General features: G+C 50.8%; 21 protein-coding genes and 2 tRNA genes. 10 read left to right on the forward strand and 13 right to left on the reverse strand.

The window, feature by feature from the left end; translation table 11 throughout:
* Positions 1-48 precede the first annotated feature (48 nt).
* Positions 49-125 (forward strand) — tRNA-Asp (locus OI69_RS15370).
* Positions 126-363: 238 nt separating this feature from the next.
* A complete protein-coding gene (locus tag OI69_RS15375) occupies positions 364-1,161 on the forward strand; it encodes an endonuclease/exonuclease/phosphatase family protein (RefSeq protein WP_039352278.1) in 798 nt (265 codons plus the stop codon).
* A 59-nt stretch (positions 1,162-1,220) separates the two neighbouring features.
* Here the strand turns inward: OI69_RS15375 and mltD are convergent, their stop codons facing one another.
* Positions 1,221-2,594, reverse strand: coding sequence for a murein transglycosylase D (gene mltD, locus OI69_RS15380; protein ID WP_039352281.1), 1,374 nt, complete (start codon positions 2,592-2,594; stop codon positions 1,221-1,223).
* Positions 2,595-2,664: 70 nt separating this feature from the next.
* Positions 2,665-3,420, reverse strand: a complete 756-nt coding sequence (gloB, locus tag OI69_RS15385; RefSeq protein ID WP_039352284.1) for a hydroxyacylglutathione hydrolase — start codon at positions 3,418-3,420, stop codon at positions 2,665-2,667.
* Between the two features lie 43 nt (positions 3,421-3,463).
* On the opposite strand from gloB, the gene OI69_RS15390 reads away from it, so the two are divergent.
* Positions 3,464-4,177 carry a class I SAM-dependent methyltransferase gene (locus tag OI69_RS15390; protein WP_039352287.1) on the forward strand — a complete coding sequence of 238 codons (714 nt, stop codon included), beginning with the start codon at positions 3,464-3,466 and terminating at the stop codon, positions 4,175-4,177.
* Positions 4,178-4,197: 20 nt separating this feature from the next.
* Here the strand turns inward: OI69_RS15390 and rnhA are convergent, their stop codons facing one another.
* Positions 4,198-4,764 (reverse strand): ribonuclease HI, encoded by a 567-nt coding sequence (gene rnhA / locus OI69_RS15395; RefSeq protein WP_162183344.1) that lies wholly within the window; start codon positions 4,762-4,764, stop codon positions 4,198-4,200.
* Here rnhA and dnaQ point away from each other — a divergent pair.
* Together dnaQ and OI69_RS15405 are read left to right on the forward strand one after the other, a co-directional pair.
* Complete coding sequence (dnaQ, locus tag OI69_RS15400) at positions 4,718-5,455, forward strand: DNA polymerase III subunit epsilon (protein WP_039352293.1); 738 nt, start codon at positions 4,718-4,720, stop codon at positions 5,453-5,455. The genes rnhA and dnaQ overlap by 47 nt on opposite strands.
* A gap of 161 nt (positions 5,456-5,616) precedes the next feature.
* Positions 5,617-5,693: transfer RNA gene (locus OI69_RS15405), tRNA-Asp, on the forward strand.
* Between the two features lie 123 nt (positions 5,694-5,816).
* Here the strand turns inward: OI69_RS15405 and nrdF are convergent.
* The 5 genes from nrdF to OI69_RS15430 form a co-directional block, all read right to left on the reverse strand.
* Positions 5,817-6,779, reverse strand: coding sequence for a class 1b ribonucleoside-diphosphate reductase subunit beta (gene nrdF, locus OI69_RS15410; RefSeq protein WP_039352297.1), 963 nt, complete (start codon positions 6,777-6,779; stop codon positions 5,817-5,819).
* Between the two features lie 24 nt (positions 6,780-6,803).
* The gene (gene nrdE, locus OI69_RS15415) at positions 6,804-8,951 is read right to left on the reverse strand and encodes a class 1b ribonucleoside-diphosphate reductase subunit alpha (protein ID WP_039352300.1); all 2,148 of its coding nucleotides are present in this window, start codon (positions 8,949-8,951) and stop codon (positions 6,804-6,806) included.
* Positions 8,948-9,355, reverse strand: coding sequence for a class Ib ribonucleoside-diphosphate reductase assembly flavoprotein NrdI (gene nrdI / locus OI69_RS15420; protein WP_039352303.1), 408 nt, complete (start codon positions 9,353-9,355; stop codon positions 8,948-8,950). Before nrdI ends, nrdE begins: the two co-directional genes overlap by 4 nt.
* A 10-nt stretch (positions 9,356-9,365) precedes the next feature.
* A complete protein-coding gene (nrdH, locus tag OI69_RS15425; RefSeq protein WP_039352306.1) occupies positions 9,366-9,605 on the reverse strand; it encodes a glutaredoxin-like protein NrdH in 240 nt (79 codons plus the stop codon).
* 459 nt (positions 9,606-10,064) lie between these two features.
* Positions 10,065-10,412, reverse strand: coding sequence for a YacC family pilotin-like protein (locus OI69_RS15430; protein ID WP_039352309.1), 348 nt, complete (start codon positions 10,410-10,412; stop codon positions 10,065-10,067).
* 294 nt (positions 10,413-10,706) lie between these two features.
* Here OI69_RS15430 and OI69_RS15435 point away from each other — a divergent pair, with 294 nt between their 5' ends.
* Both OI69_RS15435 and OI69_RS15440 read left to right on the forward strand, forming a co-directional pair.
* Entirely contained in the window at positions 10,707-12,329 is a 1,623-nt protein-coding gene (locus OI69_RS15435; RefSeq protein ID WP_039352312.1) for an ABC transporter permease, read from the forward strand.
* Between the two features lie 4 nt (positions 12,330-12,333).
* Positions 12,334-13,419, forward strand: a complete 1,086-nt coding sequence (locus OI69_RS15440) for an ABC transporter ATP-binding protein (protein ID WP_039352315.1) — start codon at positions 12,334-12,336, stop codon at positions 13,417-13,419.
* On the opposite strand, the gene OI69_RS15445 is transcribed toward OI69_RS15440, so the two are convergent.
* Complete coding sequence (locus OI69_RS15445; protein ID WP_039352319.1) at positions 13,420-13,851, reverse strand: GNAT family N-acetyltransferase; 432 nt, start codon at positions 13,849-13,851, stop codon at positions 13,420-13,422.
* A 293-nt stretch (positions 13,852-14,144) separates the two neighbouring features.
* On the opposite strand from OI69_RS15445, the gene hpt reads away from it, so the two are divergent.
* Positions 14,145-14,678 carry a hypoxanthine phosphoribosyltransferase gene (hpt, locus tag OI69_RS15450; protein ID WP_154715567.1) on the forward strand — a complete coding sequence of 178 codons (534 nt, stop codon included), beginning with the start codon at positions 14,145-14,147 and terminating at the stop codon, positions 14,676-14,678.
* Between the two features lie 58 nt (positions 14,679-14,736).
* Here hpt and can read toward each other — a convergent pair whose 3' ends face one another.
* Positions 14,737-15,378, reverse strand: a complete 642-nt coding sequence (can, locus tag OI69_RS15455) for a carbonate dehydratase (RefSeq protein ID WP_005969011.1) — start codon at positions 15,376-15,378, stop codon at positions 14,737-14,739.
* A 137-nt stretch (positions 15,379-15,515) separates the two neighbouring features.
* On the opposite strand from can, the gene OI69_RS15460 reads away from it, so the two are divergent.
* Both OI69_RS15460 and OI69_RS15465 read left to right on the forward strand, forming a co-directional pair.
* On the forward strand, positions 15,516-16,445 hold the full coding sequence (locus OI69_RS15460; RefSeq protein ID WP_039352323.1) for an ABC transporter ATP-binding protein: 930 nt from the start codon (positions 15,516-15,518) through the stop codon (positions 16,443-16,445).
* Positions 16,442-17,212 (forward strand): ABC transporter permease, encoded by a 771-nt coding sequence (locus OI69_RS15465; RefSeq protein ID WP_039352326.1) that lies wholly within the window; start codon positions 16,442-16,444, stop codon positions 17,210-17,212. The genes OI69_RS15460 and OI69_RS15465 overlap by 4 nt, the downstream gene beginning before the upstream one ends.
* 51 nt (positions 17,213-17,263) lie before the next feature.
* Here the strand turns inward: OI69_RS15465 and panD are convergent, their stop codons facing one another.
* From panD to panB, 3 genes are all read right to left on the reverse strand, one after another.
* On the reverse strand, positions 17,264-17,644 hold the full coding sequence (gene panD / locus OI69_RS15470) for an aspartate 1-decarboxylase (RefSeq protein WP_039352409.1): 381 nt from the start codon (positions 17,642-17,644) through the stop codon (positions 17,264-17,266).
* A 17-nt stretch (positions 17,645-17,661) separates the two neighbouring features.
* Entirely contained in the window at positions 17,662-18,516 is an 855-nt protein-coding gene (panC, locus tag OI69_RS15475; protein WP_039352329.1) for a pantoate--beta-alanine ligase, read from the reverse strand.
* A 66-nt stretch (positions 18,517-18,582) separates the two neighbouring features.
* Positions 18,583-19,377 carry a 3-methyl-2-oxobutanoate hydroxymethyltransferase gene (panB, locus tag OI69_RS15480; RefSeq protein WP_039352332.1) on the reverse strand — a complete coding sequence of 265 codons (795 nt, stop codon included), beginning with the start codon at positions 19,375-19,377 and terminating at the stop codon, positions 18,583-18,585.
* Between the last annotated feature and the right edge of the window lie 13 nt (positions 19,378-19,390).

Here is a 19,390-nt window from a genome sequence, read left to right on the forward strand (position 1 = left end):
AATTAAGCAGTAAGCCGGAGTAATCTGGTGGTTGTAGAGAAATTCGGTGGAGCGGTAGTTCAGTTGGTTAGAATACCTGCCTGTCACGCAGGGGGTCGCGGGTTCGAGCCCCGTCCGTTCCGCCACTTATTATACAAAAAGCCCTAAGCTGATGCTTAGGGCTTTTTGTATATTTAGACATGAGGATTTTTAGATGACCCTCTCTTTTTCTCTTCCTCCTACTTTTTATTTTTGCCCATCATGTCGTTTTTTCCTCCCCTATCTCTACGCGTGCATTCAAAGTCTGCGATAAAATTTTTATAACAGAAGTGGACTCTTTTTTGATAGGGTATTTGGTGTATTGCAACTGATAGTGGATGAGGCGTGCGGAAAAGAACTTATGCAATGAGGTATGTTGCTGGTCAACCAGTCGAACGTATCTTCCCGCCGGGGGAAATGCATTATCCGGGACAAGCGTTACCGACAGGCTCATTATTGTTGGAGGGCGATGTTTTACGCGTAATGGTGTGGAATATTTTCAAGCAACAAAGAATGGACTGGCTTTCTGTATTGCAAAATTTCGGTAAGGATACCCAGTTGGTCCTGTTGCAGGAAGCGCAAAGCACGCCAGATCTCATCCGTTTCGCCACCACGAATTACCTCTCTGCCGATCAGGTCCCTGCCATTATCCTCCCGCAACATCCATCTGGGGTGATGACGCTATCAGCGGCCCAGCCAGTATATTGCTGTCCTTTACGTGAAAGGGAACCTCTATTGCGCTTGGCTAAGTCTTCTTTAGTCACGGTCTATGCGCTTCAGAATGGTCAGAGGCTGATGATTATTAATATTCATGCGGTTAACTTTAGCTTGGGTGTAGAGGTTTATACCAAGCAACTGGCCACGGTTGGAGAACAACTTATACATCATCAGGGGCCGGCTATTATGGCTGGGGATTTCAATGCATGGAGTCGGCAGCGTATCAATGCACTTAATCGGTTTGCGATAAGAATGGGATTGCAGGAAGTACATTTTGCTGATGATCAGCGGCGTAAAGCGTTTGGTCGGCCGCTGGATTTCGTCTTTTATCGTGAACTGGCTGTTAATCAATCTTCTGTATTCGTGACTCAGGCATCCGATCATAATCCACTGCTTGTCGAGTTTAGCCTGATTGCATCGCCATAAAAAAACAGCCCTCTACAACGGTAAGAGGGCTGTTTTTCGTTACTGATTCATATATGACGTTAAGAATCAGGCTTTACCGTGCTGCTAACATAGAGTGTCAGACGATCGCCTGGCTGTATGTTGGCATTCTTGTTGATAACAGTATTCCATCGCATTACATCAGCAATATTTACGCCGTGGCGTTTAGCAATACTTGCCAGCGAATCACCTTTTCGTACCTGATAGGTGATAGAACCGCTATTGCCTGAGGCTTTAGCCACTTGCAGTGTCTGGCCAACTTTGAGCGCACCCGCGCTACGCATATTGTTCCAGTTCTGCAACTCTTTCGTGCTGACATTAAGCCGCGCCGCGATTGCCGATAAAGTATCTCCTGAGCGCACCTTATATTGCTGTGGCGCAGACGTTGGCTGCGTTTGCGCTAAGCGTGTTGGTTGAATCGCAGCGATGTCACCATCAGCCAGTGAGTCTTTCAACTGCTCAACGTGAGCTTTAGGAACCATAATGTAATGTGGCCCATTAGGTGCGGTTACATTACGTTTATAGCCCGAGTTATAGCTCTTCAGCTTATTCAATGACAGGCCAGCCATCTCGGCGGCTTGCGTTAGCTCTATCTGCTGACCCAGTTCAACCTTTGCTAATGCCCGGCTTTCATTGGGTTGCGGCAGACTCACGCCATACTTCTTACTGTTTTTAAGAATATCGCTCAAGGCCAGCATTTTAGGAACATAGATTGACGTTTCACGCGGTAACGCCAGTGCCCAAAAGCTGGTTGATTTCCCTTTTGCTTTATTCGCTTTCATCGCCTGCATGACGCGACCTTCGCCACTGTTATAAGCGGCGACAGTTAATAGCCAGTCACCATCAAACATAGTGTTAAGCCGCTGCATCATATCCAGCGCAGCCGTCGTGGACGCAATCACGTCGCGACGCCCGTCGTACCATTGGTTTTGTTTCAAACCATAATTGCGTCCTGTACCAGGCACAATCTGCCATAGCCCTGCGGCATTGGCGGATGATGTGGCACTTGGATCAAAAGCGCTCTCCACTATGGGTAGCAGTACCAGTTCCATCGGCATCTTACGTTGCTTAATCTGCTCGACTATCCAGTACATGTACGGCTCTGCCCGTAATGTTACATCGTGGAGATAGCTCTTATTTTTCAAATAACGCGTTTTTTGCTCGCGGATCCGGGCGTTATCCGGAACCTCCATCTTCAGCTCGTCGCCAATGAAGTTCCACAGATCTCGTTGCGCGAGGCTATCGTCATCTAGCCATCGCGCGGAGGCCTCTCGACCATCTGTGTACTTTCCTGCTTCACTTTGACTTGCCGAAGACAAACTCTGTGCATGCTGTTTAGGTTGCGAGGTGTCATAGGGGGAAACCTGACAACCTGCCAGCAAGACTGAGGCGATGATCATCGCTTTAGCCTTCATATGTTGGTCAATAGTTGCTTAAAAGACGAGCAAGGATACTTTGATTAGAGGAACAGTACAACCTAAACCTTCAAAAGCCGTCTTTCTTACGGCGTAGTATCTCAAAAGCTTGCCAATTCTCTATATTTTCAGGTTCATCTGATAATTTTCTTTTTAAATCAATTTCATGGCAGCGAAGGAACAGGTTGATTTTTCTCTCCAGACCTAGTGTTGTGGGTAAACTAGATTGTGATTTTTCTCGTATCTGACTGATTTTATAAAGATAAGATGCAATATCAGGATCTTCAGGCCATATTGCATTAGAAAACTTTAAGTTTGATAGCGTATATTCATGGGCACAGCACACTACAGTGCTATCAGGGAGTTTTGCTATTTTTTGAATTGATTCATGAAGTTGATTTGGTGTTCCTTCGAAGGTACGGCCGCATCCTGCAGAAAATAGTGTGTCGCCACAGAACAAAAAAGGCTCATTATAGTAAGCGATATGACCCGATGTGTGCCCTGGCACCGCCATTACAGAAAATTCCGAATTTAACAAAGAGACGGTATTTCCTTCTGTTATCAGCCGGGTTGCGCCGCATTTAGCGGTTTCTTTTGGGCCAAAAACGGGCAGGTTAGGGTAATGTTTGAGGATCTCACTGACACCTCCTACATGGTCGTTATGATGATGAGTGAGCAAAATTGCTTCGGGAAAAAATGAATTTTGTTCAAGAGCATGAAGCACTGGGCTTGCTTCACCGGGGTCGACAATCACACAGTGATTTTCTTTATTGCTCAATAGCCAAATGTAGTTGTCCTGAAGTGCGGGGATACTGATAAGATTCATTCATCACCTCTTTTTGCGAGTAGCCTGAGGACGGGAACAGAAGATGAAATCGGCACGAATCCCTCAGACCCTTGTTGCACCTGATTCATGGGATGATATCACCTGTGGGCAGTTTTATCGCGAGTCGCTTGAGCTGGCTTTGCTACCATGGTGGCCAAAACTCTTTGGTTTCCATCTTCTTAAGATAGGTGCCCTGAGCGCGGAAATTGACGTCACAGACTGTGCAATCGCGCATCAGGTTAGTGTTGCACCTCACGGTGAGAATCTTCAGGTTGTGGCCGATGCGCATCAGTTGCCTTTCTCTGAAAAGTCGATCGATGCTTGTTTGCTAGCCCAAACGTTATCTTATTCATCGGATCCGCATCGTATTTTGCGGGAGGTGGATCGTGTTTTGATCGATGATGGTTGGTTGATCCTGAGTACGTTTAATCCGATCAGTCTGGTTGGTCTGGGGAAACTGATTCCCTGGCTCAATAAAAAGCATCCTTATTGCGGCCGTATGTTCACGCAAATGCGCATCACGGACTGGCTGGGATTATTGAACTATGAGGTGATCCATCAGACCCATTTTCACGTTACGCCATGGCGAAGAAACACTGGGAGGTTGAATAAACATATTCCAATGCTGGGATGCCTGACCCTGATTATTGCCCGAAAACGCACGATTCCGCTGACGTTTATGCCGATGAGGGCGCGGCGGTTGAGGAAAGCCTCTGTGCGCCGCACGGTGGGCGCAACAAAGTTCTACCGGCGATAAGGCGAACGCCCTGAGGTGCTTTACTCAGCCTGATAACCCGTATCATCAAGCGTTGGCGCACTGGCGGCGGCGCGAGCGAGTTCATCGCAGCGCTCGTTTTCTGGGTGACCCGCGTGCCCTTTTACCCATTCCCAGCGCACGGTATGGCGTTGAATCGCGGTATCCAGCCTTTGCCAGAGATCGACGTTTTTGACCGGTTTTTTGTCGGCGGTTTTCCACCCCCGCTTTTTCCAGTTATGAATCCAACTGGTGATTCCCTGACGAACATATTGGCTGTCGGTGCAAAGCACCACATCGCACGCGGTAGTCAGTGTTTCAAGCGCTGCAATCGCGGCCATCAGCTCCATTCTGTTATTCGTCGTGAGACGGTAGCCTGCGCTTAGCGCTTTTTCATGCTGCTTGTAGCGCAGCAGAGCACCATAACCGCCGGGGCCGGGATTACCGAGGCACGATCCGTCGGTGAAAATTTCTACCTGTTTGCGCATCTCTGGTAGACTCTCCCTTATGGTAAAAACGGCAAGTCTGACATAAACGAAAACGATGAGCACTGAAATTACGCGACAAATCGTCCTGGATACAGAAACCACCGGTATGAATAAGCTGGGGGTTCACTACGAGGGGCATAAAATTATCGAGATCGGTGCGGTCGAAGTGATTAACCGCCGCCTGACAGGTCGTCATTTTCACGTCTACATCAAACCCGATCGTTTAGTGGATCCAGAGGCCTATAACATACATGGTATCAGCGATGAGTTTCTTGCTGATATGCCGACGTATGCCGACATCGTGGATGATTTTCTCGAGTTTATCCGTGGCGCGGAGTTGGTCATTCACAACGCGACGTTTGATATCGGCTTTATGGATTACGAATTTCGGCTGCTGAACCGGGACATTCCCAAGACGGAGACGTTCTGTAAGATCACCGATAGCTTGCTTATGGCGCGGAAGATCTTCCCCGGCAAGCGGAACAGTTTGGATGCGCTTTGCGACCGCTACCAGATAGATAACAGCAAGCGTACGCTGCACGGCGCATTGCTTGATGCCGAGATTCTGGCAGAAGTTTATCTGGCGATGACCGGTGGCCAAACGTCTCTGACTTTTTCGATGGAAGGTGAAACGCCGCAGAAGAGTGAGGATAGTCAAACTATCCAGAGAATTGTCCGTCCTCAATCGGCGTTAACGGTGCTTTATGCGGATGAGGCAGAGCTGTTAGCGCATGAGCAGCGTCTGGATTTGATTGCGAAAAAAGGCGGTAGCTGCCTGTGGCGAGCTGAATAGAGATGGGCCTTGCCATCGTGACATGGTGAGGCCGATCACCTCGCAGGTGAGAGAATCGTCAGTAAGATGAAATTATAAGCAAACAGAAACGGTTAGTTATAAAAAGCGTTGACGTAATAGTGCCATCATCTTAGTATTCATCCCGCTCAGTGAGCATGAGTGGAGCGGTAGTTCAGTTGGTTAGAATACCTGCCTGTCACGCAGGGGGTCGCGGGTTCGAGCCCCGTCCGTTCCGCCACTTATTATGAAAACCCTGAATCAGCAATGATTCGGGGTTTTTCATTTATGCGATTGTAAAAATCGCTGCATCGCAGCGTTTGTCGTGCAAGTGTGGCCACCGCGAAAAGCGGTGGTTATTTTTTTAGAAGTCCCAGTCTTCGTCTTCGGTATTGACGGCTTTACCAATCACATAAGATGAACCGGAGCCAGAGAAGAAGTCATGGTTCTCATCCGCGTTTGGCGATAGCGCCGAGAGGATCGCGGGATTCACATCCGTCATACTGGCGGGGAACAGCGCCTCATAACCCAGATTCATCAGCGCTTTGTTCGCATTGTAGTGAAGGAATTTCTTCACATCTTCCGTCCATCCGACACCATCATAGAGTTCCTGCGTATACAGCACCTCATTGTCGTACAAATCCTGTAGCAGATCGTAGGCGAAATTTTTCACCTGCTGCTGGCGAGCGGGGTCAGCCTTCGCTAGCCCGCGCTGGAATTTGTAGCCAATATAGTAGCCGTGAACCGCTTCATCACGAATGATCAGTCGAATCAAATCCGCCGTGTTGGTGAGCTTGGCGCGGCTCGACCAGTACATCGGCAGGTAGAATCCAGAGTAAAACAGGAATGACTCCAGAAATACGCTGGCGATTTTTTTCATCAACGGATCGTCGCTGCGGTAGTGCGATAGAATAATGTCAGATTTCTTCTGTAGCGCCGGATTCTCTTCACTCCAGCGATAGGCATCATCCACTTCGCTGGTCAGGCACAGCGTTGAGAAAATAGAGCTGTACGAACGGGCATGTACTGCTTCCATAAAGCTGATGTTAGAGAGTACCGCTTCTTCATGCGGCGTCACCGCATCGGGCATGAGCGTCGGCGCGCCCAGCGTATTCTGGATGGTGTCCAGTAGCGTCAGACCGGTAAATACACGGATCGTCAACTGACGTTCGCGAGGATTCAACGTGCTCCATGACGGAATATCATTCGACAGCGGCACCTTTTCCGGCAACCAGAAGTTAGAGGTCAGCCGGTTCCAGACTTCCAAATCTTTGTCGTCTTCAATTTTGTTCCAGTTAATCGCCTGGACGCGAGTGAGTGCGGTCATGTTTCGATTTCCTTCCGCGATAGCTTATAGCGCACAGGACACACAGCCCTGAACTTCAGTGCCTTCCAGCGCCATCTGCCGTATGCGAATGTAATAAATAGTTTTAATACCTTTGGTCCAGGCGTAGATCTGCGCTTTATTGATGTCGCGCGTGGTGGCGGTGTCGCGGAAAAACAGCGTCAGCGATAGCCCCTGATCGACATGCTGTGTGGCGGCAGCATAGGTGTCGATAATCTTCTGCGGCCCAATTTCGTAGGCATCCTGGTAATACTCCAGATTGTCATTGTTCATGTAAGGGGCAGGGTAGTAGACGCGGCCAATCTTGCCCTCTTTACGAATCTCGATACGTGACACAATCGGGTGGATACTGGACGTCGAGTGGTTGATATACGAAATCGACCCGGTTGGCGGAACAGCCTGCAAATTCTGATTATAAATACCGTGTTCCATTACGGATTCGCGTAGCGCCGCCCAGTCCTGTTGGCTAGGAATATGGATGCCTGCCTGTTCAAATAGCTCGCGTGTGCGCGCCGTTGTCGGTTCCCAACGCTGTTCGATGTATTTTTCAAAATATTCGCCCGTCGCGTATTTGGAGTGCTCGAAGCCTGAGAAGCGCTGGTTCCGCTCTACTGCTAACGCATTCGATGCCCGAATCGCATGGAAGGCGACGGTGTAGAAATAGATATTGGTGAAATCAACGGCTTCTTCTGTGCCGTAAAAAATACGCTCTTTCGCCAGATAGCCGTGCAGGTTCATCTGACCCAAACCAATGGCGTGTGATTCGTCGTTGCCTTTTTCGATCGATGGCACGGAACGGATGTGGCTCATATCGGAAACGGCGGTCAGGGCGCGGATCGCCATTTCAACCGTTTGACCAAAATCGGGTGAGGCCATCGCGTTGGCAATATTCATTGAACCGAGGTTACAGGAGATATCTTTGCCGATATGGCGATAACCAAGATCGTCGTCGTACAGGCTGGCGTCGTTGACCTGCAAAATCTCAGAGCACAGGTTACTCATATTGATGCGGCCGTGAATCGGGTTCGCTCGGTTCACGGTATCTTCAAACATCATATAAGGATAACCGGACTCGAACTGGATTTCGGCGAGGATCTGGAAGAATTCGCGCGCCTTGATTTGAGATTTACGAATGCGTTTGTCGTTGACCATCTCGTGGTATTTTTCGGTCACGCTGATTTCCGACAGCGGCACACCATAAACCTGCTCGACATCATACGGTGAGAACAGGTACATCACCTGGTTATTCTTCGCCAACTGGAATGTGATATCGGGGATGACGACCCCCAAAGACAGCGTTTTGATGCGAATTTTCTCATCGGCATTTTCCCGCTTGGTATCCAGAAAACGCAGAATATCTGGGTGGTGCGCATGCAGGTACACCGCGCCTGCACCCTGACGCGCCCCAAGTTGGTTAGCGTAAGAAAAGGCATCTTCCAGCATTTTCATGATAGGGATAATACCGGACGACTGGTTCTCAATGCGCTTGATTGGCGCGCCGGTTTCGCGGATGTTGCTAAGCATGAAAGCCACGCCGCCGCCGCGTTTTGAGAGCTGAAGCGCGGAGTTAATCGCTCGACCAATCGACTCCATATTATCTTCAATGCGCAGCAGGAAGCAGGACACCAACTCACCGCGTTGTTTTTTACCGCAGTTGAGGAAGGTGGGGGTGGCTGGCTGGAAACGTCCACTGATGATCTCGTCGACCAGCGCGCTAGCCAGTACGGTGTCCCCCTTGGCGAGGGTCAATGCCACGAGACAGACGCGATCTTCGTAACGTTCCAGATAGCGTTTGCCATCAAAGGTTTTGAGCGTATAGCCGGTGTAGTATTTGAACGCGCCTAAAAAGGTCTGAAAGCGGAACTTGTGAGCATAAGCTTGCTGGAAAAGGCTTTTGATGAAATCAAAGTGATATTGGTCCAGCACTTCCGCTTCGTAGTAGCCTTCTTCCACCAGATAACGCAGTTTTTCCTCCAAATTATGGAAGAACACCGTGTTCTGGTTGACGTGTTGCAGGAAATAACGGCGGGCTGCGAGCTTATCCATCTCAAATTGGATGTTCCCCTCGGCGTCGTAGAGGTTCAGCATCGCGTTGAGTGCATGGTAATCGAGCGTGTGGGCATCCGTATTGGTCTTGGTTGCCTTGGCGCTCACATGGTCTGTTGTTGCCAAAATTCAGTTACTCCTTTACGCACGTTTGCAACGTCTTCTGCCGTGCCGAGCAATTCAAAGCGGTACAGGTAGGGCACCTGACATTTTTGCGCAATGATGTCGCCAGCAAGACAATACGCCGCACCGAAATTGGTATTGCCTGCGGCAATCACGCCGCGCAGATAAGCGCGATTGTGCGGATCGTTGAGAAAGATGATGACCTGACGCGGCACCGCCCCTTTCGCGCTGCCTCCGCCGTAGCTGGGGACAACCAGAATATAGGGGCGATCAACTTTCAATGCAGGCTGTTCTGTCGCTATCGGGATTCTCAGGGAGGGTAAACCCACCCTGGAAATGAAGCGATGCGTGTTTTCCGACTGGCTGGAGAAATAGACCAGCGGGTTCATATTGCCCCCCTTACTGCAATTGCAGGGCGGCGTTCAGAGTACTGATCTTATCCGGGCGGAAGCCGCTCCAATGATCATCGGCCGTCATCACGACAGGCACCTGCTGATAGCCCAACGCTCTTACCTGCTGTAACGCCTGTTCATCTTCAGTTAAGTCCACCAGTTGATAGTGAATCCCTTGCTTATCCAGCGCACGACATGTGGCGTTGCATTGAACACAATCTGGCTTAGTGAAAATAGTAATACGCATGATTCGTATTTACCCTTTGGCGTGAAAGAAGTCTGTCGGAGCGGCTATCTTCAGGGCATGTGTGCCCGAACCGATCCACTGGGTAGCGACCCGTTATGCGATGGCTACAAAAAGAATACTAGATGTAGACATTTCATATTTCAACCACACAAGATATATGATTTTTAGTTGACCTTATGTAAATTTACGCAAACCCAGATGCCGCAAGGGAGGCAGGGAATGCAAGTAGAAAATGCAGAAATAAATAAATGTGATAAATATCATTTTTGACGAAATAGTGTGCGACGAGATGAAAGGGGAAGACGGAGATAAGAGAGAAGGCGGCTCTGATCGATGACAATCCCTGATAATAGGGGATGCACGGTGATGAGGTTCCCGTAGAGCTTCCTCCACTCTATTATCGTCGACTCTTTGCCGCTTGCACGGTCAAATTTCAGTCAGTGCGGAGGAGGATAAGGGTTATTGAGCGTAGGAAAGTAAACCGAGCGAGTTACGCGCCAGAGACTGACACTTCTTCGGCGTAGGGAGCGCGATTTTACTGAGATCACGATAGCTATCTTCGCCCATCGCCGTCATGTCATAAGCGCTGTAATTGCTGAGATCCCAGCGGTTCTGCTGAGCAAAGGCAACCAACGTCCGACGAATTTGATCATTCGGCAGATCCTGATAGCCACAGTGGTTTTTCAGATAAACAAAGATCGCGGTCAGATCGGCGAGATCTTCCGCCTCAAATTCATTCAGCGCCTTGCTGGCGGAAGAGAAGCTCATCAGGCTTAGCAGAAGCAGAGCCAGCGCAGAGTTTTTCATGGTTGAACCTGTTCTAAATGTTGTCGGATGACGTTATCACAGATATCCCATGAGGTTCCAAGTTTTCTTACAGGAAACATCTGATTGCGATAAAAAATGACGGTTGAAAAGGTAGAGAGGCGATAATCGTAATACATTGAAATGGCTATTTTTTATTTTATTACCGTTCGGTGATGGAAATCACCTTGGGTTAATCGCAGGATTAAAGCCTCTTTATCGCGGTTTGATACGATGACGCCGCCGTCAGGCTCTGTTATTAATAACAGCGATCTTATCTAATACAGTTTTGATTCTATGATCTCCGGTGTCTGGCGCGTCAGTAGTGGGTTGTTGGCGGGACTGTTGTTGCTTCCTTTAGCAACGGTTTTCTATCAGGCTTTTTTCGCCGGCGGGTTGGGGTTCACCCAACTGTGGCAAATCGGGTTACCCACCTACCTGATACATTCTGCGGTTATCGTACTGGGTACGCTTTTCTTCAGTTTACTGTTTGGATTGCCGTCAGCCTGGTTTATCGCCATGTACCGCTTTCCCGGCCATCGCGTGTTGCAATGGGCGCTTTGCCTGCCGCTTGCCATGCCCGCATTCCTGCTCGCCTATCTTTATACCGATGCATTACGGCACTTTTCCCAGTTGCTGCAAGAAGGTGGGCTGTCGGTAGTTTCATCATGGCGAGTATCCCATGTTGCCGGATTACCCGTTTCGCTTGTGGGCGTGAGCCTGATACTGGCGCTGGTGTTGTATCCCTATATCTATCTGCTGGTACGTGAAGCGCTGGTAAAACAGCCCGCGAGCCTCATCCATTCGGCTCGTTTGCTGAATCAGACACGCACTCAGGTATTCCGCCGCTTATGTTTGCCTCTTGCATGGCCAGCGATTGCCTGCGGTGGGGCGCTCGTGGTTGTGGAAACGCTGGGGGATTATGGCGCGGCGTCTTACCTTGGTATTCCCACCATGACAACCCAGGTGCTGGATATCTGGCAGGAGCAGGGCGATGTAGGAGCGGCAGCACGTCTTGGCGTGTTGATTTTGCCCGCGATCTTTCTCTTGATGTTTTTGGTTAATGTCTGGCGTCGGAAGCAACGAATTTATCAGGCACAGGCTAATACTTCCCCGGTGGTGCCGCCCGTGTTGAATGGGTGGCGTAGCAGGATGGTTCGCGGCTACTGCTGGGGAATCGTTTGTCTGTCGTTTCTGTTCCCGGCTCTGTCTCTACTCTTTTTGGCTCTCCGCCACATGGTGTCGTTATGGGATATGGCGTTCCTCCACGCGGTGATTAATAGCCTGTTAGCGTCTGCCACGGCGACCGCCATCATTACGCTGATGTCACTGTCATTTATCTTCTACACGCGCACGGCCGGGATATTTGCCAATCAGACACCGGTTAGGTTAGTCAGCCTTAGCTTTGCCTTGCCTGGCACAGTACTGGCCGTTGGGCTGTTTACTCTACTGTCGCTGGTGGATAGCGGGATTACTCTGTTTGCCAACGCTACGGGGTTACCTACAACGGATGCCTTGCTGGCGGGATCGTTGTTTATTCTCATCCTCGCTTATAGCGTTAAATTTGGACGCCTGATGCTAGACAGTCTTGAGCGCAGCATGGACGCTATTCCGTCGTCGCTGGACAGCGCAAGCCTCGTGTTGGGGGCTTCTCCCTCCAGCCGTTGGTCACGCGTGCATATCCCGCTATTGCGCCGCAGCCTGTTTATTGGGGCGTTGCTGATTCTCACGGAAAGCATGAAAGAGCTGAACGTTTCGCTGCTGCTGCGCCCTTTCGGGGTTGATACCTTAGCAACCTATGTTTTCCGCTTTACGGCGAGTGAGCAAATAGCGTCATTGGCGTTTCCTGCTCTAATGCTGGTGGCGGTGGGGCTGATCCCGGTTTTCTGGCTGCATCGCGTACTGAATATAAAAGGATAATTACATGCCCGTATCGATAGATATTCTGAGCGTTCAGGCAGTCAGTTGTACGTTGCAGCAGTCTCCCGTGTTGGAGAACATTTCCTTTACCGTGCGCGACGATGAGACGATCTGCCTGCTGGGTAAAAATGGCTGTGGTAAAACGGCGCTATTACAGGTGATCGCTGGCCTGCTGCCGATTACTCAGGGAAAAATCGTGCTGGAGGGTGAGCCTGTCAGCTCACCGCAAGAGTATGTTTTACCTGAACTGCGCCAGGTTGGCCTGATTTTTCAGGACTATGCGCTCTTTCCGCATCTGACAGTGGAAGGCAATATTGCGTTTGGGTTATATGGCCGCCCGGAAAGTGAAGTCAAGCCAATCTGTACGGAGATGCTGGCGCTTTTACAACTGGATGAGGTTGCCGCACGTTATCCACACGAGCTATCGAATGAGCAGCAACAGCGTTTGGCGATTGCCCGCGCGCTGGCCTGTGAACCGAAACTGCTGTTGCTGGACGAACCCTTTCCTGGGCTGGACAGTCAGACTCGCTATCGCCTGATCACCGAATTACGGCAGGTTCTCAAACAGCGTCATGTCGCGGCGGTTTTCGCCACGCATAGCCGTGAGGAGGCTTTTGCCTGTGCCGATCATCTGATTCTGCTGGATGAAGGGAAAATTATGCAGCAGGGCTATCCTTCCGAGCTATACCATCGTCCGAATAGCCGCTTTGTCGCTGATTTTATGGGGAATACGAACTATTTTCCGGTGAAAATTATGAGTGACCACCAATGGCAAAGCCCATTGGGCGATCACCATGCGACACATCCGCTCAATCAACCGATTGATTCCGCGTGTGATTGGATGGTGCGCCCCGCAGATGTGGCGCTGGCGCTCGATCCCGATGGTCCGGCCTCGATCGAAGATCGGCTGTTTATGGGCACATCAAATTTGTATCGGGTGCAGATGGGGGAACTGACGCTGCTGGTGCAGACCAGCAACTGGTTTGAGCCAGGGCAGCAGGTACGTTTAAGTGTTAAAACGGATCCTCCGGTTTTGTATCCTGCTTTACCGGCCGTCAGCCATACGGATGATGGCTCTGAAAAGCCATGATTATGCCTCGTGCAGATCTGCTGCTGGGATCAGCCAGGCGCTGTTGTGCTTTTCAAAGCCTAATTTTGGGTAGTAATCCACCGCCAGCGGCGCGGCCAGCAAAATGATTTTGCAGCCTTTTTCAAGCTGCTGAGCGGTTTGTTGAATCAGCTTCTTACCTATTCCCGCCTGTTGACACTCCTCTGATACCGCCAGATCGGACAGATAACAGCAAAAGTGAAAATCCGTCACGCTGCGCGCAATCCCCACCAGTGTCTCCCCTTGCCAGGCAGAAACCAGCAGGTTGGCATGTTTCAGCATACCGGCAATCGCTGTCTCATCATCCAGCGGGCGGCGCGGCCCCAATGAGGTTTTCCTTAACAGTTCAATGAACTGCTGGCTGGAAAGCGGGGCGTTCACTTTGTAGCAAACATCCACGGATGCTGTGCTCATGATGTCTCCTTCGTAGTTAATACCATTCACTTAAGCGTGGATTTAGGGGGAAACACGGTGATGAGGTTCCCGCAGGGATACCTCGCACCGTGGTAGCCCCCGGTATCTCGATTCTTAAACAATCGGCATTACTCCTTCGTGGTGTGGTTTCTGATATACTTTGCGCGCCTGGGCGTTGCCCGGACGGATGTAAACGTCTGTATTTTTAAACATCAGCATGGGTGCATCATCGAGAACGAGTCTGTCATTTGCCGATGGTGCTGAATACCTTATTTCAAAGAGTTATCAGTATGATGAAACATACCGTGGAAGTCATGATTTCTGAGCAGGAAGTGATGGCGCGGGTTACCGAACTGGGGCAACAGATCAGCGAACACTATCGTGACAGCGGCAGCGATATGGTGCTGGTGGGGTTATTGCGCGGTTCGTTTATCTTTATGGCCGATTTATGCCGGGCGATCGATGTCCCTCACGAAGTGGATTTCATGACGGCATCCAGCTATGGCAGCGGTATGAACAGCACACGCGATGTGAAGATCCTAAAGGATCTGGATGAGGACATTCGCGGTAAAGACGTGCTGATCGTTGAAGACATCATCGATTCAGGTAATACGCTGAGCAAGGTGCGGGAAATTCTGCAACTGCGCCAGCCGAAATCGCTGGCTATCTGTACGCTGCTGGACAAACCCGAGCGCCGTGAAGTGGCAGTGAAAGTCGAGTGGGTTGGGTTCTCGATCCCCGACGAATTTGTCGTGGGTTACGGTATCGACTATGCCCAGCATTATCGCCATTTACCTTACGTCGGCAAGGTTGTTCCACAGGAATAACGCGTAAAACAAGGCTGATGCCGTGAACGACGCCCAGCGAGTGGGCGTCAGGCAGCAATTAAGACAGGGTGGAAATCGCGCGGCGATAACGCTGTTCCAGCGTCTCCCGGTTGGTCGCGGTGACTTCCAGATCGCGCAGACGGCCATCCTGAATCCCGTATACCCAACCGTGGATCGTCACTTTCTGCCCACGCTTCCAGGCAGATTGCATGATGGTGGAGTGGCCGAGGTTATACACCTGCTCGACAACGTTGATCTCACAGAGCGTGTTCAGACGCTGTTCGGGAGGCAATTCCCCCAGCAGCGAACTATGCTTGTACCACAAATCACGAATATGCAGCAGCCAGTTGTTAATCAAACCCAGCTCCGGGTTTTCCACCGCGGCCTGAACACCGCCGCAGCCGTAGTGGCCGCAGATGATGATATGTTCGACTTCGAGAACCTCGACGGCATATTGCACGACAGACAGGCAATTGAGATCGGTATGAATAACCAAATTGGCAACATTGCGGTGAACAAACAGTTCACCAGGCTCAAGGCTGGTCAGACTTTCAGCAGGTACGCGACTGTCCGAGCATCCAATCCATAGAAAACGGGGTCGTTGTGCCTGCGCCAGACGTTCAAAGTAGCCAGGATCCTCTTCCACCATCGTTTTAGACCAAAGCTGGTTATTGGCGATGAGCGTTTCGATTTCTTTCATGAAAGTAAATGACCTGTAACAAACAAGGGGCAGTGGGGAGTAATATAAGGCAACATGCGTCGTTTGAAAAACGATAGTTTATCTCCGTCACACTTCAAATCTGTAGAACTCACTGATAATAAGGCAATCCATTTCTTATGACATATGCACTGGAACTGGCGCAATTAACCAAGACCTATCCGGGAGGCGTCAAGGCGTTACGGGGGATCGACCTGAACGTGGAAGCCGGCGATTTCTATGCGCTGCTGGGGCCGAATGGCGCAGGAAAATCCACCACGATTGGGATTATCAGCTCGTTGGTGAATAAAACCGCCGGTAAAGTTCGTGTCTTCGGCTATGACCTTGAGCTGGATAAAGTGAATGCGAAACGCCAACTGGGGCTGGTTCCGCAGGAATTTAACTTCAATCCCTTTGAGACGGTATTGCAGATTGTGGTTAACCAGGCGGGCTACTATGGCGTGAAACGTCAGGATGCGTTGCAGCGCGCGGAAAAATACCTGAAACAACTGGATCTATGGGAGAAACGTGGCGAAAAAGCGATGATGTTGTCCGGTGGGATGAAGCGTCGCCTGATGATTGCGCGTGCATTAATGCATGAGCCTAAGCTGCTGATTCTTGACGAACCCACCGCCGGTGTGGACATCGAATTACGTCGTTCCATGTGGGGTTTTTTGAAAGCGCTGAACGCGCAGGGCACCACGATTATTCTGACTACGCACTATCTGGAAGAAGCGGAAATGCTGTGCCGCAACATCGGGATCATCCAGCGCGGAGAGCTGGTGGAAAATACCTCGATGAAGCAGTTGCTTGGCAAGCTGAAGTCAGAGACGTTTATTTTCGATCTGGCGGTGAAAAGCCCGCTGCCGCAGTTGGAAGGCTACGCATTCCGCCTGACGGACACGTCAACGCTGGAAGTGGATGTCATGCGTGAGCAAGGCCTGAATGCGTTATTTAGCCAGCTCAACGCGCAGGGGATAACGATATTGAGTATGCGTAATAAAGCGAACCGGTTGGAAGAGCTGTTTGTCACGCTGGTGAATGGGGCAAACGGGGGAGAAAAGGCATGATGCATTTGTATTGGGTGGCGCTACAGAGTATCTGGGTTAAAGAAGTGACCCGGTTTGGGCGGATCTGGATCCAGACGCTGGTGCCGCCCGTGATCACCATGACGCTGTATTTTATTATTTTTGGCAACCTGATCGGTTCACGTATCGGCGAGATGCACGGTTTTACCTACATGCAGTTTATTGTGCCGGGTTTGATCATGATGGCGGTGATCACCAACGCCTATGCCAACGTCGCGTCCTCCTTTTTCAGCGCTAAGTTTCAACGCAATATTGAAGAACTGCTGGTTGCACCCGTGCCGACCCATGTGATTATTGCGGGTTATATTGGCGGCGGTATCGCGCGCGGCCTATGCGTGGGGGTTTTGGTGACGGCGGTGTCGCTGTTCTTCGTCCCGTTGCATGTTCATGCCTGGTGGGTGATTGTTCTGACGCTATTGCTGACGGCGATGCTGTTCTCGCTGGCAGGATTACTGAATGCCGTATTTGCGAAAACCTTTGATGATATCAGTCTGATTCCGACATTTGTGTTAACGCCGCTGACCTATCTGGGTGGGGTGTTTTACTCACTGACGCTGCTGCCACCGTTCTGGCAAGCCGTATCTAAACTGAACCCGGTGGTGTACATGATCAGCGGCTTCCGTTACGGTTTTCTCGGGATTCAGGACGTGCCGCTGCTGTTCACGATGTCGGTGCTGACTGCCTTTATCGTGGTGTTTTATCTGCTGGTCTGGTGGCTGATTGAACGCGGGCGCGGGTTGCGAACGTAGTCGGTAAATGAGAAGGCGGTGGTAACACCGCCTTTTGCTTATCTAAAGCGATCAGGCGACCTGAACTGGAATCGCTTTGGCCTGACGTTGCAGTTCGTTATCACCCGAGAAATAGGCCACTTTCGGGCTGTGGCTTCTGGCTTCCTCGTCGGACATCTGTACGTAGGAGCAGATAATCAGCTTGTCGCCCACGCAGGCAAGGCGAGCCGCGGCACCGTTTACAGAGATAATGCGTGACCCCCTTTCGCCCACAATCGCGTAGGTAGAGAAACGCTGACCGTTATCAACGTTATAGATATCAATCGCTTCGTATTCCAGAATGCCGGCGGCATCCATAAAATCCTGATCGATGGCGCAAGAGCCTTCATAATGCAAGTCAGCCTGAGTCACTTTCACCCGGTGCAGCTTGCCTTGCAGCATGGTACGTATCATCGCTTTGTTACCTCGGTTCATACAGTCAAATCGACCTGGTGGTTATCAATCAATCTGGCTTTGCCTAACCAGGCAGCCATCAAAATCACGGCGCGTGTGCTGGCCGCACTCAGCGGTTGTAGCGTATCCGCATCGCGGATAAACAGCTCATCAGGCGTAAAGCCCGCGTCCCGCAGCTTCTCTGCCGCTTGTTCCAACAAGATATCTATCTGGCGATCGCCGTTGTCCAACTGCGTCGAAAGCGCCATCATCACCTGATAAAGCGTCGGTGCCCGTTGGCGTTCTTCAGCAGTGAGATAGCCATTACGTGAACTCAATGCCAGCCCATCTTTTGCCCGCACGATAGGCACGCCAATGATATCAATGTCATAGCCCATATCGCGAACAAGCTGGCGAATCAGCGCGAGCTGCTGGTAATCTTTCTCACCGAAGCAGGCTACATCCGGTTGTACCAGATTGAACAGCTTGCTGACAATGGTGGCGACGCCCCGGAAATGGCCGGGACGGCTGGCGCCTTCCAGCATGGAAGACAGGCCGGGCACATCGACAAACGTTTGCGATTCCAGCCCATTCGGGTATATCACATCCGGGCTAGGCGCGAAAACCAGATCGGCACCGCGGCGATTCAATTTCTCGCAGTCTTCCTGCAATGTTCGCGGGTAGCGGGCTAAATCATCTGGCCGCTCAAACTGCATGGGATTGACAAAAATGCTGACAATGACGATGTCGGCGTGCGCTCTGGCTTCATCCACCAGCGTCATATGTCCGTCATGCAAATTACCCATGGTGGGAACCAAAGCAATACGTTTCCCTTCCTGACGCCAGCGACGAACTTCACGGCGCAGCAGCAGAGGGGTTTCGATTATTAACACACCCGTACTCCTTAACAAAAACAGCCTGATGAGTGGAATGCCCGTTCTTTAATGAAACGAGTGTTCTCAATGAAATGAATGTTCTTCGGCCGGATAAATACCCTGTTCGACCTCTTGTGCGTACAACCGGACAGCCGTACGGATGTCGCCGCTTTGCGCCAGAAAATTCTTGGCAAACTTAGGTGTGTTGTCACCGGTAATGCCGAGAGCATCATGCATGACCAGAATCTGCCCGTCGGTCACGTTACCGGCGCCAATGCCAATCACGGGTATCGACAGCGCGTCCGTGACACGTTTGGCCAGCGCAACCGGTACGCATTCCAACACCAGCAACTGCGCGCCTGCTTCTTCAAGCGCAAGGGCATCGGCCAGCAGTTGATTGGCATCGTTTTCGCTGCGTCCCTGAATTTTATAGCCACCGAAAATGTTAACGGACTGCGGCGTCAGCCCCAGATGACCACACACTGGCACCGCGCGTTCGGTCAGCATTTTTACCGTTGGCGCAAGCCAGCTTCCGCCTTCCAGCTTTACCATATTCGCACCGGCACGCATCAGCTCTGCCGCCTGACTGAACGTTTGTTCCGGCGTGGCATAAGTCATAAAAGGCATATCGGAGAGAACCAGCGCCAGCGGTGCGCCGCGGCGAACACACTGTGTGTGATACACGATATCGTTTGTGGTGACGGGCAAGGTGGAATCGTGACCCTGTACGGTCATTCCCAGCGAGTCACCCACCAGCATCACGCGGATACCCTGTTCAAAAAACAGGCGGGAAAAACTGGCATCGTAAGCGGTGATCGTAGCGAATTTTCGCTGCTCTTGTTTCCATTGGCGCAAATGGGAGATAGTCGTCGGTTTCATGACGGCCTTCCTA

Origin of the sequence: Pectobacterium fontis, from assembly GCF_000803215.1 — a bacterium.
Classification (GTDB): Bacteria; Pseudomonadota; Gammaproteobacteria; order Enterobacterales; family Enterobacteriaceae; genus Pectobacterium; species Pectobacterium fontis.

What these genes read in the sequence shown, in the direction of transcription:
- mltD (WP_039352281.1), bottom strand. Translation starts at nt 2,594, where the DNA reads ATGAAGGCTAAAGCGATGATCATCGCCTCAGTCTTGCTGGCAGGTTGT.
- gloB (WP_039352284.1), bottom strand. Translation starts at nt 3,420, where the DNA reads ATGAATCTTATCAGTATCCCCGCACTTCAGGACAACTACATTTGGCTA.
- OI69_RS15390 (WP_039352287.1), top strand. Translation starts at nt 3,464, where the DNA reads ATGAAATCGGCACGAATCCCTCAGACCCTTGTTGCACCTGATTCATGG.
- dnaQ (WP_039352293.1), top strand. Translation starts at nt 4,718, where the DNA reads ATGAGCACTGAAATTACGCGACAAATCGTCCTGGATACAGAAACCACC.
- nrdF (WP_039352297.1), bottom strand. Translation starts at nt 6,779, where the DNA reads ATGACCGCACTCACTCGCGTCCAGGCGATTAACTGGAACAAAATTGAA.
- nrdI (WP_039352303.1), bottom strand. Translation starts at nt 9,355, where the DNA reads ATGAACCCGCTGGTCTATTTCTCCAGCCAGTCGGAAAACACGCATCGC.
- nrdH (WP_039352306.1), bottom strand. Translation starts at nt 9,605, where the DNA reads ATGCGTATTACTATTTTCACTAAGCCAGATTGTGTTCAATGCAACGCC.
- OI69_RS15430 (WP_039352309.1), bottom strand. Translation starts at nt 10,412, where the DNA reads ATGAAAAACTCTGCGCTGGCTCTGCTTCTGCTAAGCCTGATGAGCTTC.
- OI69_RS15435 (WP_039352312.1), top strand. Translation starts at nt 10,707, where the DNA reads ATGATCTCCGGTGTCTGGCGCGTCAGTAGTGGGTTGTTGGCGGGACTG.
- OI69_RS15440 (WP_039352315.1), top strand. Translation starts at nt 12,334, where the DNA reads ATGCCCGTATCGATAGATATTCTGAGCGTTCAGGCAGTCAGTTGTACG.
- OI69_RS15445 (WP_039352319.1), bottom strand. Translation starts at nt 13,851, where the DNA reads ATGAGCACAGCATCCGTGGATGTTTGCTACAAAGTGAACGCCCCGCTT.
- hpt (WP_154715567.1), top strand. Translation starts at nt 14,145, where the DNA reads ATGAAACATACCGTGGAAGTCATGATTTCTGAGCAGGAAGTGATGGCG.
- can (WP_005969011.1), bottom strand. Translation starts at nt 15,378, where the DNA reads ATGAAAGAAATCGAAACGCTCATCGCCAATAACCAGCTTTGGTCTAAA.
- OI69_RS15460 (WP_039352323.1), top strand. Translation starts at nt 15,516, where the DNA reads ATGACATATGCACTGGAACTGGCGCAATTAACCAAGACCTATCCGGGA.
- OI69_RS15465 (WP_039352326.1), top strand. Translation starts at nt 16,442, where the DNA reads ATGATGCATTTGTATTGGGTGGCGCTACAGAGTATCTGGGTTAAAGAA.
- panD (WP_039352409.1), bottom strand. Translation starts at nt 17,644, where the DNA reads ATGATACGTACCATGCTGCAAGGCAAGCTGCACCGGGTGAAAGTGACT.
- panB (WP_039352332.1), bottom strand. Translation starts at nt 19,377, where the DNA reads ATGAAACCGACGACTATCTCCCATTTGCGCCAATGGAAACAAGAGCAG.